This window comes from Pedobacter nyackensis (genome assembly GCF_900176505.1).
GTDB classification, from domain to species: domain Bacteria; phylum Bacteroidota; class Bacteroidia; order Sphingobacteriales; family Sphingobacteriaceae; genus Pedobacter; species Pedobacter nyackensis.
The window spans coordinates 63,704-78,635 of the sequence record NZ_FWYB01000004.1 but is presented as its reverse complement, the minus strand read 5'-3'; the positions used below and the strand labels follow the sequence as shown (position 1 = coordinate 78,635).

At 39.4% G+C, this 14,932-nt stretch carries 9 protein-coding genes; all 9 read right to left on the bottom strand.

Annotated features, from left to right (window positions below; all coding sequences use genetic code 11):
- Positions 1 to 12: 12 nt before the first annotated feature.
- The gene (locus tag B9A18_RS10115; RefSeq protein WP_084289174.1) at positions 13 to 1,782 is read right to left on the bottom strand and encodes a RagB/SusD family nutrient uptake outer membrane protein; all 1,770 of its coding nucleotides are present in this window, start codon (positions 1,780 to 1,782) and stop codon (positions 13 to 15) included.
- A 30-nt stretch (positions 1,783 to 1,812) separates the two neighbouring features.
- Positions 1,813 to 5,046, bottom strand: a complete 3,234-nt coding sequence (locus B9A18_RS10110) for a SusC/RagA family TonB-linked outer membrane protein (protein ID WP_084289173.1) — start codon at positions 5,044 to 5,046, stop codon at positions 1,813 to 1,815.
- Positions 5,047 to 5,081: 35 nt separating this feature from the next.
- Complete coding sequence (locus B9A18_RS10105) at positions 5,082 to 6,284, bottom strand: DUF5689 domain-containing protein (RefSeq protein WP_084289172.1); 1,203 nt, start codon at positions 6,282 to 6,284, stop codon at positions 5,082 to 5,084.
- 43 nt (positions 6,285 to 6,327) lie between these two features.
- Complete coding sequence (locus B9A18_RS10100) at positions 6,328 to 8,472, bottom strand: hypothetical protein (RefSeq protein WP_084289171.1); 2,145 nt, start codon at positions 8,470 to 8,472, stop codon at positions 6,328 to 6,330.
- A 514-nt stretch (positions 8,473 to 8,986) separates the two neighbouring features.
- Positions 8,987 to 11,149, bottom strand: coding sequence for a S46 family peptidase (locus B9A18_RS10095; RefSeq protein WP_084289170.1), 2,163 nt, complete (start codon positions 11,147 to 11,149; stop codon positions 8,987 to 8,989).
- A 102-nt stretch (positions 11,150 to 11,251) separates the two neighbouring features.
- Positions 11,252 to 12,136 (bottom strand): hypothetical protein, encoded by an 885-nt coding sequence (locus B9A18_RS10090; protein WP_084289169.1) that lies wholly within the window; start codon positions 12,134 to 12,136, stop codon positions 11,252 to 11,254.
- Complete coding sequence (locus tag B9A18_RS10085) at positions 12,133 to 13,293, bottom strand: n-acyl-d-glucosamine 2-epimerase (RefSeq protein WP_084289168.1); 1,161 nt, start codon at positions 13,291 to 13,293, stop codon at positions 12,133 to 12,135. Before B9A18_RS10085 ends, B9A18_RS10090 begins: the two co-directional genes overlap by 4 nt.
- Before the next feature lie 16 nt (positions 13,294 to 13,309).
- A complete protein-coding gene (locus B9A18_RS10080; RefSeq protein ID WP_084289167.1) occupies positions 13,310 to 14,242 on the bottom strand; it encodes a DUF4434 domain-containing protein in 933 nt (310 codons plus the stop codon).
- Positions 14,239 to 14,931, bottom strand: a complete 693-nt coding sequence (locus B9A18_RS10075) for a GDSL-type esterase/lipase family protein (protein ID WP_235005285.1) — start codon at positions 14,929 to 14,931, stop codon at positions 14,239 to 14,241. Before B9A18_RS10075 ends, B9A18_RS10080 begins: the two co-directional genes overlap by 4 nt.
- Position 14,932 lies beyond the last annotated feature (1 nt).

Sequence of the window (14,932 nt, the reverse complement as noted above, 5' to 3'; positions counted from 1 at the left end):
ATTTATTAGTAATTACCAATCAGGGTTTTGGCCCAAAGCGGGGTTCATTAAACGATCATTTTCTGGAATTGGGTACAGGTAAAATTTATCCTGCCAAACTCTTGGAATGGTTACCAGCCATTTAATCTCACCTTTATCACCCTCAGACAACACCATCGAATTTTGTCGGCCACTAACCGTTTCAGAAACATTGATGTATGTTACTCCAGGCACCTGATTGTTGGGCAATGTTTTGTAAAAGGCTACATCCAATACACCATCTTTATTCAAATCTAAAGGAGTATTTAACGCCGGCACATACATTCCGTTCCAAACTTTCTCCATTAGCTTTCCGCTTTTCCAGCGTACCAAATCATAAAACCTGAAGCCCTCCAATGCAAGTTCTATTCCACGCTCCCTTCTTATTTCCAGAATAGAAGGATCATTAATCCCTGGAAAATATTCAGTCATTAAATAAGGATCAGCAAGCGTTGGTTTATTGGCTGTATTTTGCGTAATACCTGCTCTTCGTCTCAAGGCACCAATAGTTGTATTCCAATCGGCGTCCGACAACATGCCCAATTCAGCTTTTGCTTCTGCATAGTTTAACAGGATTTCTGCAAATCTAAACACTGGAATAATGTTATTATTCATACTTCCACCATCGTAAAATGTATCGTCCAATACCCATTTTGTAGGCTGATACCCCGTGTAGGTATAAGAAAAAAGCGGTGGAGATACCAATATATTTCCTCCATTTATACGGTTATATCCTTTAGTCCGAATGGTTTGCTCCAGTCTCTTATCTCTATTTTCTACCTCATCGGCAAAAGCCATAGCTTTATACCCGGTTTTACCCGTAAAAGGTGTTCCATCTATATTAAGATAAGTATTTATAAATGACCTGGTAAAACTAGCCCTATCGCCATAAGTAGCACTTGTGTAATACCAATTGGCATCATGATATACACCTAAAGCATCACTATAGATATTCGCCAGCATAACCTCTGAAGATATGGGTGTTTTGCTCACAAACAGCTCACGATATGGCTTTGAATCAGGTCCGCCAGTATAAAGCGCAAACTTTGTTTCGTCCATTACCACTTTGGCAGCAGTTGCTGCTTCTGTTAACCAGGCACCTGCGGTTTGCTGCAAACCATAATTGGTGTGATATTTACGAAATGTCCCTTCAAACAAACAAACCCTTGACTTGAAAGCATATGCAATATATTTGGTAATCATAGATCTTGAACCATCTTCAGCAATACGGATGTGCTTTACTGCGTAATCCAGATCTCTTAATACGGAGTCCATAACAAGGATACGGGAATCTCTGCCTTTTAGCATCTCCGGATCATTGACTTCAAAAGTTCTGTTTATCCATGGTACATCTCCAAAACGTTTCACTTTTGCAAAATAGAACCATGCCCTGAAAAACCTGGCCAGGCCGTTATAATGTTCCCTAACCTCTTTAGAAACTGATGGATTTACGTTATTTTCCAAGAAATAATTGATATTTCTCAGATCCGCCCATGTCCACCCGGTACTTTGGCGCGGACCATAAGCTCCTTCTCTGATGAAGTCCGGCACATCCTTTCTGGCAACATAATCAGACATATTGTCGCCCCTAAGGATATCTGTATAAGTTGGGAGTAAAGTATAGAATGAAGTAGTATAAAGCTCCAGGCCTTTTTCGCTTTGGAATACAGCTTCCTTGCCTACTGTTGATTTTGGTTGCTGATCCAGTTTGCTACATGCGGCAAACAGAACTGCTAGTATCGAAACAAAAAATATTCTTTTCATTGAAATCTTTATTATTGATCTGATGACCTGTTAAAATGTAATGGATATACCAACTGAGTAGCTTTTCATCATCGGATAGTTAAATCCATCCCCCTGATTAGAATCTGCCAGATCCTGATCTGAATCACCTGTATTCTCTACATCTATATCTTTTGTAATCTTATGCATCGGTGAGAAGGTGAAAAGGTTTTCGCCGGAGAAATAAATACTCGCTTTAGAGGCGCGGATTTTCGAACTAACGCTTGCTGGCAAGGTATAACCAACCTGAATATTTTTTAACCTCACATAAGCTATGTTTTGCAAATACCTGGTTTGTACTTCACGAAGCGTACCACCAGCAGCCCAGGCTAAATAACCTGTGTATCTTGGAAAATAAGCATCGGGATTTTCTTCAGTCCAGATGTTACCGATTTGTGATGCAGGAGGGTGACCATAAGGAGCATTGTACTGTCCCCAGAATGTATTTGCCCCACGACTTGGGTACCAGGCTTGTTTCCCTACTCCCTGAAGGAATCCACTTATAAAGAAGTTGTTCCAATCCGCCCCTAAACTCAACCCGAAGCGGTAGCGTGGCTGGTCGTTACCAATGATCACGCGGTCGCCCGGTGCATCCGCAGTATTGTTACCATAGTCAATTACACCATCGTTATTGATGTCTTTAAATTTGATATCACCCGTACGCCATGCTCCTGTTGCCGTTGAGCTAAACAGACTTTGATCTGCAGACCTCCTGATCTCATCAGCCGAAGTAAAGAACCCATCAGTAGCGTATCCCCAAATCTCACCTAGTCGCTGTCCTACATAATAATCGTCCAGTCTTTTACTAGGATTGTTGTATTTTAAAATGGTAGAAACATTGTCAGAAACTACTGCTTTCACACTATAATTGAATGGTTTATTGTGGAGTGTAAAATGATCATTCCAGTTTACAGATAGCTCCCAGCCTTTGGTTTCCATATCAGCGTAATTACCACGTGGTGAAGAAGCTCCAAATATCGCTGGTTGCTCTACCCCAGGTGTAAACATATCAATGGTTTTCCTGATATAAGCATCTCCGGAAATGGAAAGTTTATTGTTGAATAGAGACATATCGAGTCCGACATTGCTGGTTGTAGCGGTTTCCCAGGTAAGGCCATACGGGATTACATTTGGATTCCTGGTATAAGCTGGCTGCACTCCATTGATAATCCTCGGCAAGGTATTCAAGGACAGCAATTCCTGGAACACATAGGAACCGATATTACCATTACCCAGTGAACCATAAGATGCTCTCACTTTCAAATCTGAGATGATGTTTTTAGAAACTTTCCAGAAAGGCTCAGAAGAAATTCTCCAGCCGGCCGAAATAGAAGGGAAGAATGCATAGCGCTCATTTTTAGGAAATTTGGAAGAGCCATCATAACGACCGTTAATCTCAATCAAATAACGTTTGTCGTAAGCATAATTAAATCTAAAAAAGCCTCCGCTAATGTTCCATTGCTCGTAACCTCCGGTAGCAGCAATAGATTGCCCTAAAGCCAGGTTTAAATCTTCAGCATCTTCGTAAATCAGCCCGTTTCTTTCTGCTCCTACCCTTTTATAAGTACTTAATTCATAATTGAAACCAGCTAACACTTTAAAATCATGCTTGTTGTTAAAGGTTTTTTCATATTCACCATAAATATTGGTATTGATGTATTGGGTTTCCCTAAAAATCTCACGGATGTCATTGTAGTTGAGTCCCAGATACTGAACTACACCAGGCACACGACTATAAGGCACAGGCACACGTACGCGGCTTTCATTGTTCAATGTATTCTGAAAAGTAAAATCACCTTTTATACGAAGGGTATTGTCAAAAAATTTTGTCGCAAAATTGGTAGAGTTTCTTAAAACGCGGCGATCATAATCCATTCCGTTTTTTCCATACCAATAATCGCCTACCGTATAAGCAGCAGAATGCGTAAGTGTACCATCTGGGTTAAACATTGGTGCCATCGGCGGACCTTCAGCAGACATATTTCTCCATATCCCACCGCCTTCACCCACATTCATTGGCGTATGATATTGAACGCTGGAATAATCTGTATTGTTACCCAGTGTTAACCATGGGTAGAGTTCAATAGATCCCTTTGCACGGAGGTTGTACATTTTATAATCATCAGAATTGTATCTGAACAATCCCGGCTGATCCAGGTATCTTCCTGTTAGATAAAAACTGGTTTTGTTGCTGCTACCAGAAACCGAGATGTTTTGGTCAAGCGAATAAGTATGGTCTTTGTAAAGATCATCCATCCAGTTGTGATTTTCATAATAAACATACTCACCGGTTACAGGATCAACAGTTGTTTTGGGAAGAGAAGGGTCTAATGAACGTTTCTTCAGTTCACTCAGGTATTCTTGAGAAAACCTGAGCGTTTTATTGACATTTTGCGGTGTGCTGGCATAATTATTCCAGCTGGAAAACGCCTCATTAAACATTGAAGCCCATTGGTAACCATCGGTTACGAAATTAGGTACAGTTGTTGGATTCTTGACGGCATAATTACTGGAATAGTTGATTTCTGTACGATCCTTTACTGGCTTTTTAGTGGTAATCAGTACCACGCCGAAAGCACCACGGGCACCATAAATAGCCGCTGAAGCTGCATCTTTAAGAATAGATACGGTTTCAATATCATGAGGGTTAAGTAGCGCAGGATTACCTTCTACCCCGTCAATAAGTACAAGTGCACTCCCACCTTGTCCAACAGATGTTGCCCCACGAATGTTAAAAGCGGGTGACTGATTAGGTTTACCATCAGCCGGCGTTAGATTTAAGTTAGGCATTGCACCTTGCAAGCCCTGGGCAAGATTGGTTATAGGCCTGTTTTTAAAAACATCAGCAGTAACCTGATCCACAGCTCCGGTTAGGTTTTCTTTTTTCTGTGTTCCATAGCCCACTACAATTACTTCATTTAAATTAGAATTCTCTTCTTCAAGAACAATAGTAAACGTACCCGCTTTCTGAAAAGCAACGGTCTGAGATTTCATACCGATATAAGCATAAACAAGTTCACCTGGCACTTGCGGCACTTTAATGGAAAACATACCCTCCGTATTGGTTGTGGTTACAGTTTTAGTACGCTTTAGCAATATGCTTACTCCAGGCAAAGGTTTTTGGTCTGATGTAAGTACTTTACCTGTTATTGTCCATTCGCTCTGGCTGGTTTGCTGAGCATTTGTTTTCTGGAAAAAAAAGCAAAGCACGGCAGCAACAAATAGAATATAGTTGTTTGATTTCATTGTGATTCGTTTTGTTAGATTTTTTTTGGCTATAATTAGAATACAAACATGATGTCATCAATATTGATACGTGGCCTGTTCTTATTGGCAAATGGTGTAGAAGAATTTACAACCCTGAACCTTACATTTTCGCTAAACCCTGCATTTACCGGAATGATATTGGTTTTTAAAGTTGTCGACTTGATATCTACTTCCAATTGCTCCAATAAGCTGTAAGTGTTTCCACCATCTCTTGAAATTTCAACATTTAATTTAGTTGGGTTAATGTTACCTGTTTCGGCTGCTGCCGGGTAAATGCCATGAGATATTCTTAAACTTTTTACTGCTTTTACATCAAAGCCCATGGTTATGATCCCTTTCCTGGTATTGTTATCGATAGTGCCTTGCAGGCGAATACTTTGTAATCCGGTTTTTAAATCAGCGGCACTATTTGCAGTAATACCTCCGTCTACTATCCATCCACCTGTTTTAAACTGCAGTGTTTTCACATCATACACCGAGCTGGATGCCGCTTCAAAATCTTCCAGTAGTTCTTTCAGTCCAACCTGTATATCATCCAGATTTCTAGGGTTAATAAAGAATTTTTCATCTTGTATTCTCAAAATTCCTGTATAGCCTTCAACAAAATCTGGTGCCTGGTTGCTACTAAATACAGCATCAGGAAGAATACTTGAAAATACCGTACCGATACCATCATCTAAAGTGAATTCACCCGATAAAATTCCACTTGTACCACCAGACATTTCAACTTTTTCCAGCTTTACTAAAATTGGCCCCCAATATCCGGCATTGATAAGTAGTGTAGGAAGATTGGTAACCTTAGGTGCTATACTAACCATTTTTCCGGTTAGTTTTACCTGCGTATTCTTTAATGATGTAAGCACCAGTTCACCCTTGATTATGGAAGGGATTGCGCCAGCAAGATCTATCAGCACCTCAGCACCTAAAGGATACTGGTCTGCTCCTGATTCCAACTGAAGAAGTACCGCTGCATCTTTTCCCTCTTCCTGTACAATCACCGTTGTATTATGAATGTTCTTACTTTGTGCATCCGAAGTAACAACGCCTTTAATAGCAGTCTCTCCAAACACCATGTTCTCCTTTACAGTAACCTTTCGGAGCCCTGTAAGACTTTTCGGTTGGGAAAGTACATTTTCCGGGATATCGATTTTATCTGAGCAAGACCAGAAAGTTACCATAACCATCAAGAAAAAACTTAATGTAAATGTTCTTTTCATAATTATTATATTTGGTTTAAAGGGTGTAAAATTGCTTTTATCGCTAGTTTAACATTGTTTTTATTTTTTCCTGAGCCAGTATTTTAAAGTCATTAGTTTGGTAACTACGTTTGGAGTTGTCCCACAAATTTTCGTTCTGCGTTTTAAGAATTAGTCCGTTTACGATCCAGCTTTGTGTCCAGCCGGTTAAAGTACCCCAGGGGCCCCATCCTGAATCGGCATTTGACGCCCAGTAGTCCCACCTTTTATAATCGAATGCCCGGAACCAAGCACCATCCAAATCCTTATGACTTGTACTGTTCACTTGTGCACGCACCATAAAATCAGCAATACGTGCCGTAGCATCAGTATATTTAGCTTCTCCTGTAGCCGCAGCGGCTTCATTTAAACTAAAGAAAGCAAAATTGAGTGTGTATAACAGATCAGTAACCGGATCACCATTTATAGAGATCAATGGCGCTTCTTTAGATCCATATTCTGCATTAGAAGCTATGCGTTCATATCTTCCAAATCCAGCTTTACCTAGTTTTTCAGTTACCGCACCATGTTTGGTTAGATCTTCTAACAATTTACCACATACAAAACTGAGCCATTCGCGATGTTTATCTGTATTTTCAACTCTTACCAGCCAAGCCAACGGCAGTATCATCCTGGTATACTCTTGCTGAATACCATTAGTCCATTTCCAGTCGGGATATTTCCCCATGGTAATCGCAATCGCCTCTTTTGCTTTCCTCAACAGTGGTTCATGACCGGTTTTGTCGTAAAGCCATAGATAACAAGCCCAAAGCCAAGCCTCATAATGAGGATGTACATTTACAATCTCACGCTGCCCCAAAGCCTTCCAGTTTGTTTTTTGCATAGCCGCATCTCTAAACCATGGCCCCCTGAAGCCGTTTTTGCCTGCTGTCCTGAAATTACCCAAAATGCCTTCAACAATATATTTATCCCAGTTAGGCGATTGCAGATTTACTGCAGCACCGATAACAGCCAGAATTGTTCTCGCATTATCGTCTCCATAATAGGCGTCGGGATCTGTAGTCGCCCAGCCAATCAAACCGAACGAAGGACTTGAAGGATCATTTCTTTCACCTGCACGTAAATTTGATGTTTTGAACAAGTGATCTAATAAATTAGTGGCTGTATGACTATATTTTTCCTCTGAAAACATTTTTGCAGAAGATGATAAGGCATAAGCCACCTCAGCCTGACAATCAGCTCTCAGCCACCAGCGAACAGGCTGAGATCCGTCTGCATTGATAAACGAAGAATGTCCTTCCATTATCCCCAATTTCCCATCACCAATAGATGCGGTTTTAGCAATTGGTGGATAAACCACCTTAACACCATCTTTTGATGTTCTTTTCAAAAATGTATCCTGCCAGCTGGGGTGAATGAGTAACCGGGAATTGTAAAACCAATCAGTTCCTCTAAGTATACTTTTTGCAAAGGCATTTTTTGGTAAAGCTGCATCAGCATGATAACTTGGAGACAAATCTTTGATCCAATTATTCTCCAGACTGCCTTTAGGCAATACTACACCCAGCTCTTGCAAAATAAAACTCCATACCATCACCCACGACACAGCAGGTCCAAAACGAGAAGAAACAGCGTCACTTAATTTAGTTGTACCTATAATGAAATTCTGATGTCTAAAAAGAAGTGGGTACGTTTCTACATCCGAAATACCAAAGTCTGCCTTATCATATCCAGCCACCTTCCCCAATAAGAGGTAAGAATTTGGTGTTTTGACAGTAATATAGTGATGATCAGTCAAACCCAGCAGATCTAATGAATCGAGGCCTTGTATTTTATTTGTATGCACAATACCCCGTTCCAGTTTAATATAATTTAACGCTGATCCTATGGCTACTCCTGGTATTTCATTTGGGAACTCAATATAAACCTTAAGTTTTTTATCCCGGATGGCTTTAAAAGAAGACTGACTTAAAGCAAGACGACGCTCAGGATATCCATCTGCAAATAGCAATACTGACGAATTTAATTTTGCCTTTTTAATAGCCTCATCAGGAAATTTAGAAACAAAGAGTTTAAGCTTGCAAACAGATAAGACTTTAACCATATCATTATGATTTGATCCCGCTATAAACAATTCTCTTGTTTTTTCCTGAGCCCAAGAAAAAGATGTAAAAAACAGGAATACAAGTAGAAATAAAGCTTTAACCATATCTATTTAATTTTACACTAATTAACGATTATTTTTTCATACAAATCAAATCTTTTTAATTTTATTTACTAATAAAATTAAAAAGATTTGATTTTATTTTGATTAATTCTTCATAAAACCTCAAAAACACAACCCAGCAAAGTTTAAAGCAGGAAAAACTTAACTATCAAATTTAAAATCAAAATCAATTAATATTAACACAACGTTATATTTTCATAATCTTTATAATAAAAAATAAAATCTAACCTTCATTATCAATTATACAGACAAATAACATCTTACTTAATGAAAAACAACTTTTGAAGAGGAAAATGAACAATTAATCGGAATGGCTTACAAGAACATGAGCGTCAAAAAAATAAAAAAAAACTTCCACAAACAAAATGGCCAGACAATCATCTTGCCTGGCCACCCTGCTTTACCAAAAAAATTACCTTCTCTGAAAGAGCCTCAGCGTTCTTCGTTTCTTCAGCGAAGTAATGCAGCTCTTGAAGAGAACGGCTGTTTTTTCCCTTTATTTAACAAGCTCCAACTCATTAATAATATTCTTTGCACCACCTAGTACATCAATACACCACAATACGTAGCGAATATCCACACTGATTGTACGTTTAAACTTCTTGTCAAAAGCGACATCACCGCTCATTGCTTCCCAGTTACCATCAAATGCAATACCGATCAACTCACCAGTACCATTGATAACAGGAGAACCTGAGTTACCGCCTGTAATGTCGTTATTGGTAATAAAACCAACTGTTAGTGTACCATCATTACCATACTGACCAAAATTCTTTTTGTTATAATTTTCAATCAGGTTTGCCGGTAAATCGAACTCACTGTCACCAGGAATATACTTCTGCATAATACCATCAATTGTTGTAGTGGTTTTATACACAATACCATCCTTAGGAGAATAATCCTGTACATTTCCATAAGAAAGACGCATGGTAGAATTTGCATCCGGATACATGATCTTACCTGCATTCTTCTCAAGGACAGCTTTCAGGTATAAATGATCCAGTTCCGCTTTTTTCTTTTCGAAATCAGCTACTGTAGAACCGAAGTTATTTTTGATGTACTCTGCAGGGATGATATTCAAAGCATATTGATATCCCGGGTCTGCAGCAACAGCTTCGGCTGAAGGGTTAGAAGCGATAAAGGCTTTCAGTTTCTCAGGCTTAATCAGGTTACTATTATCCCAAAGATAATTGGTGAATTTCTCAAAAGTAGCTTCAGGATTCCCTGACCAGTATTTCTCTGCGATTTCTGCGAAGAACTTAGGCTGTGATTTTACAGGAACATCTTTATAGAATGAAGCAAGAATCTGAGCAAAGATTTTCTTGTCAGCAACTTCAGTATAAGTTTCCTCATAAGCAGCTATTGCATTGCTCAGGTTACCTTGAATCTGCTTAACATAGGCAGCATCGTCTTTTTTCTTAGTCAGACTGATTAAGGCCTTACCAATATTAGGTGCATTAGCAGCCCATTGAGAAGCCATGAAGCCCTCGTTGATATAAGTACGTTGTACAGAGATAGGATCAATCGCAGCATAGATCTGATCGTATTGCTCCATTAAGCCTGCAAATTCTGTTTTTTGCGAGGCCCATTGTGTAAACGCTTTTTCTTCTGTTCTTTTAGCTTCAGCAACTTTTAAGCGTTTTAGCTGTTCTGTTTGCCCAATGAAGTACTTCCAGTAATTAGCAATCTGAGCATATTTAGAAGATAACTTTAAACGCAGACTTACATCTTTATCCATTTCAGCTTTCCATGCTTTTAAGCGGATATCACGAAGTTTAACGATAGTAGGACTTACTTTTTCAGTAGCCAGATCAACTCCATAAGATGTCAGGTATCTGTCTGTACGTCCAGGGTATCCATAAACGATAGAAAAATCACCATTTTTCACTCCTTTTAAAGAGATTGGAAGGAACTTCTTAGGTTTGTAAGGAACATTCTGAACATTGTATTTCGCAGGCTGGTTGCCAGTTGAAGAGTAAACACGGAATACAGAAAAATCTCCTGTTTGACGTGGCCATTCCCAGTTGTCGGTGTCACCACCATATTTACCAATGTTTTGTGGAGGCGTACCTACTAAACGAACATCATCAAAACGCTCGTACACAAAAAGGATAAACTGATTGGATTTATAAAAATCCTTAACGTTGGCTTCTAAATTAGGGTTAGTAGTTGCTGCCTTTGCGATAGCATTAAATGCTTCCGTCATTTTAGATTCTTTTTCTGCACCATTTAAGCCTTTAGTCGCTTCGTTTACTTTAGCAGTTACATCTTCCATTCTTTGTAAAAAGCGAACAAATAAACCAGAGATAGGTTTTTCTTCTCCGTAATTTTTAGCGTAGAAACCATTATCTAAAATGTTATTCTGAGCGGTTGAATTAGAAGCGATCGCATCATAACCGCAATGGTGATTGGTAAAGATTAATCCTTTATCAGATACAATCTCCCCAGTACAAAAACCACCGAAATGAACGATGGCATCTTTTAAACTGGAACCATTTGCATTATAAAGATCTTTAGCTGTTAGCTTAAAGCCTTGTTTTTTCATTTGCTCATAGTTCTTACCTATCAGCATTGGGATCCACATCCCTTCATCTGCTTTCACTGTATTGGCGAAAGACAGTAACATTACGCACAACAGCAGATAAACTGTTCTTTTCATATGATAATATATTAGTTAGTGTTGCCGCAAAGTTAATAATGATTAATCAATTGCACTCCTATTGAATGTATCAATTATATGATTGCGGCAACGGTTAATATATTAATGTGGATTACCGTAAATATTAATAGTTTCGGCCCCTATCTTTTGTTGCTTTTTATTGGATGTTATATTGAAATATTTAACATCAGGACAACGCATATCAGTAAATCTATCTTTATGGAGGGGTACCTGTATCACTTTTCCATTTTGCATTCTGAATAAATTCGTTTCTTTCCACACCGCATTTTCCACACGTGTTTTAGTAGGCTGCGCTGCTTTTCCTTCATTTCTAACCTGATCTATAGCATTTACGCGTTTAAACTCTCCTACTCCGTTCATCTTGTACCCATCGCTTTCAAAATTAGCCTCATAACGTTTCCCAGCCCCTTCCACAATAAACCTCAGCTTACCATCACTTATAACCCGTACAGACATTTTAATTTCTTCGCCCGGATACCAGTAAAACTCCTTACTTGCCGGAGCATTCTGCCATATGTCTTTCTGCCCTGTTTTCGGATAAGATGCCCTTCTAAAAAATGGTCTGAAAGACTTCCTTTCATCACTAATATTCCCTTTCTCGTCCTTAACTACCGCCCAGGTCATACCCACATCCGTTTCTTGTTCATTCATACTCCCTCCCATATAAACAGAAGGGTTATCTAAAAACTGTCCCGACTTCTCGTCATTTTTTCTGGAGGCATCAAATGCTATTTTGGGTAAAACTACAGTTCCTGAAATACCAATCCACACATCTTTACTTGAGACCGCTTTTCTGTAATAAGCGCCATTGAAACAAGGCTTCGTTCCGTCGGGCTTTACTTCATCTTTAAGAAAAGAAAAGCCTTTAGGAATAGTATCCCTGACATTAATTGACTTTTGATCATGGTTTACATCGTATAACGCAAAAACGGGAGTAATGATCAGCCCTAATATTAAATTTTTCACGCTGTTATTTTTGCAAACGTTTTAGACACCTGGAACAACGCACGTGGTACGTGAAAGCAACATTTCCATTTACCACCTTTTAATGGAAGCAGCACCTCTCCTCTTCTGTTCAGATAAGCAAACCACTCTCCATGTTCAGGATCTCTGAAGCGATCCCAGGTATAATCATGTAGCTTATCAAACCAGACTTTACATTCTTCTCTTCCTGTTAATTCATATCCTTTAGCCATACAAACCAAGGCTTCAAGATGTACCCACCATAACTTCTGGTCCCATTCCAACTGTTGCTGTGGTTGGTTTTTGATATCCATAAAATAAAAGATACCGCCAAACTCTTTATCCCAGCCATACTCGAGCGTATGAAGGGCAATTTCAGTAGCCTTTTCTATTAATTTTTGATCATTTAAGCGAACACCTAGATCCATCATAAACCACATGGCTTCAATGGTATGCCCAGGATTGACCAATCGGCCGTCAAAAGAATCTGAAAACGAACCATCCAGGTTTACGTTTTCCAAAATCAAACCACTATCCTTCTGATAAAAAACCTCCATCACCTCATGGATAACAGCTTTAAGCAGATCATCTACGGTCTGTTTATCCAGCAAATGCTCCATCTCCAGCGATAAATTACTCAGGATCATAGGCAAAGCAAAGTTCTTTAGATTACGGGTACCTGGATATGCTTTGTTGTATTTCCCTTTTGGATTTGCCTGACGTTTTAAGATGTTGTTAAACGTATCCTTTGCAATTTGAGCATATTTTTCTTGCGGATCAGCTTTGTAAAGCGCTGCAAAAGCCATACTTGCAAAACAATCAGAAAAGATATTGTAGGGCTGCACCAATGGTTTGCCCGACTGGTCCAATGAGAAATACCAATTCCCTTCTGCATCACGGCCATGCTTTTCTATAAAGTCGGCACCATGTTTAGCCATTTCCAACCACTCAGGTTTGGCCTCCTGTTCATTATATAAAGTAGCGAAAGTCCACACTTCTCTGGCTTGCAGCCACATGAACTTATCTGTATCATAAACATTCCCAAAGCGATCCAGACAGTTAAAATATCCACCTGCCACTTCATCTTTTGAATATTTCATCCAAAACGGAATCACGTTATCTGTTAATTCCTGTTCGTAAATTTCACTGTAATTCTTCATCGCGTCATTCAAATTATTATAGTTCTTCTAGGTATTCTTTGTATCGGTTAAATAAATGGCCAGCCTGCGGGTAGGCAGATTGCGGGCTCATAAAATGTGAAAACTCAAAAGTAATGGCTTTGTCGTACCCTGCTCTTCTTGCAGCTTCCAGTTTCAACCGAAGCTTTTCAAATTTTATTGGTAGAAACTTAATAGGCATATCCCTATCAAAACTCTCTGCATTGGTCCAGCACTGCAATCCATACTGATCGGCAATCTTTTTATTCACTGCAAAAAAATCATCCAGTTCATGGTAGTCGATATGTCCATCCTGAAAGGCTACAGCATCAACCGCACCCTGTATCCCCTGGAATATCTCTCCCCATTCTTGCTCATGCTCCCGCAAAGACACGGCATCCTGCTTGGTCAATTCAGACGAAGCTGCCATTACTGCCTTTTTGCCGTCTATCCATGGTGAGATGAGCGTTGGTAAACCACCACTCACATCTTTACATTGCTGTCCAAGTGTTCTGAAAGCTTCAGTGGCCCCCTTCGTCCTTCTGCTGATCTCCATACTCAGGTACCAGCCGCCGAAGCTTTTGTAATGACCATATTGCTTCCAAACCTCATCAATTACATATCGGTTTGAATCTATTTCATGCTGAAGGTTTCCGCTGTCCCAGTATTTACCACTGTCATACAATCCGAAATAAAACTTCATGTTATATTTATCTGCCAGTTGCAAAAACAATTCAACCAGATCGACAGGCGGACGGTAGCAGCCAAAACTATCCTGCAAGTAAGTAGAAGGATACGTGATGAAACGTCGGTATCCACTCCTGATCATGATTACAGTGTCTATGCCAACAGACTTCATATGTGCAAAGTCTCTATCCCATTCTGCTCTTCCCCAGTTTTGATGGGGAATATCGTGCGAGATCTCATCTAAAAAGGTTCCGGTTATCCTCATAAATATTTTAGTTCTTTTAGGTAAGCTACCCAGTCAATATATGCGCTGGCCTTAAGGTGTACACCATCCATCGTAACTTCTTTTCTTAGATTTCCGTTCTCATCTGCAAAAAGAGGGACGATATTGATATAGGTAATCCTTTCTTCCTCAGCCAGCTTTTTAATTTTTTCGTTCAATACCGGCACCATTTTACTACGCCCTTTGGTGTACGGTTCTTTGGTCATTTCTTCATTGATAGGCAAAGCGCTTTCTATATAGATCTTTGTTTTAGGCGAGTCCTTTTTGATCTTTCTGATGATCCTTTTGTAATTGTAAATACTCACTTCATTAGGTAGGTTTCTAAACAGATCGTTAATTCCATCCATCAGAAAAATAGCCTTCGGTTTGGCGGCCAGTATCTCATCCATTCTGGCCAATATCCCGAACGAATTATCTCCACCTACCCCACGGTTTACAATCGGGTAGCGATAACCGGATAAAATTTCCTGCCATTCGCCGCGCTCAGTAATGCTATTTCCTAAAAAAACAATTTCATTCTTTACATGGGGCATTTTATTAAAATACTCCACCCTTTGCTTGTAATAGTAATTGGCATAATTGCTATCAATCTTTACTGCATTTTGCGCATTTGCTACACCTGATGTCCCTAACAAACAACATGCAGCCATAAACATTCTTATCTTGATCATA

Coding starts and splice junctions, on each gene's coding strand:
- B9A18_RS10080 (WP_084289167.1), bottom strand. CDS start 14,242: ATGAGGATAACCGGAACCTTTTTAGATGAGATCTCGCACGATATTCCC.
- B9A18_RS10085 (WP_084289168.1), bottom strand. CDS start 13,293: ATGAAGAATTACAGTGAAATTTACGAACAGGAATTAACAGATAACGTG.
- B9A18_RS10105 (WP_084289172.1), bottom strand. CDS start 6,284: ATGAAAAGAACATTTACATTAAGTTTTTTCTTGATGGTTATGGTAACT.
- B9A18_RS10115 (WP_084289174.1), bottom strand. CDS start 1,782: ATGAAAAGAATATTTTTTGTTTCGATACTAGCAGTTCTGTTTGCCGCA.
- B9A18_RS10110 (WP_084289173.1), bottom strand. CDS start 5,046: ATGAAATCAAACAACTATATTCTATTTGTTGCTGCCGTGCTTTGCTTT.
- B9A18_RS10095 (WP_084289170.1), bottom strand. CDS start 11,149: ATGAAAAGAACAGTTTATCTGCTGTTGTGCGTAATGTTACTGTCTTTC.
- B9A18_RS10100 (WP_084289171.1), bottom strand. CDS start 8,472: ATGGTTAAAGCTTTATTTCTACTTGTATTCCTGTTTTTTACATCTTTT.
- B9A18_RS10075 (WP_235005285.1), bottom strand. CDS start 14,931: ATGATCAAGATAAGAATGTTTATGGCTGCATGTTGTTTGTTAGGGACA.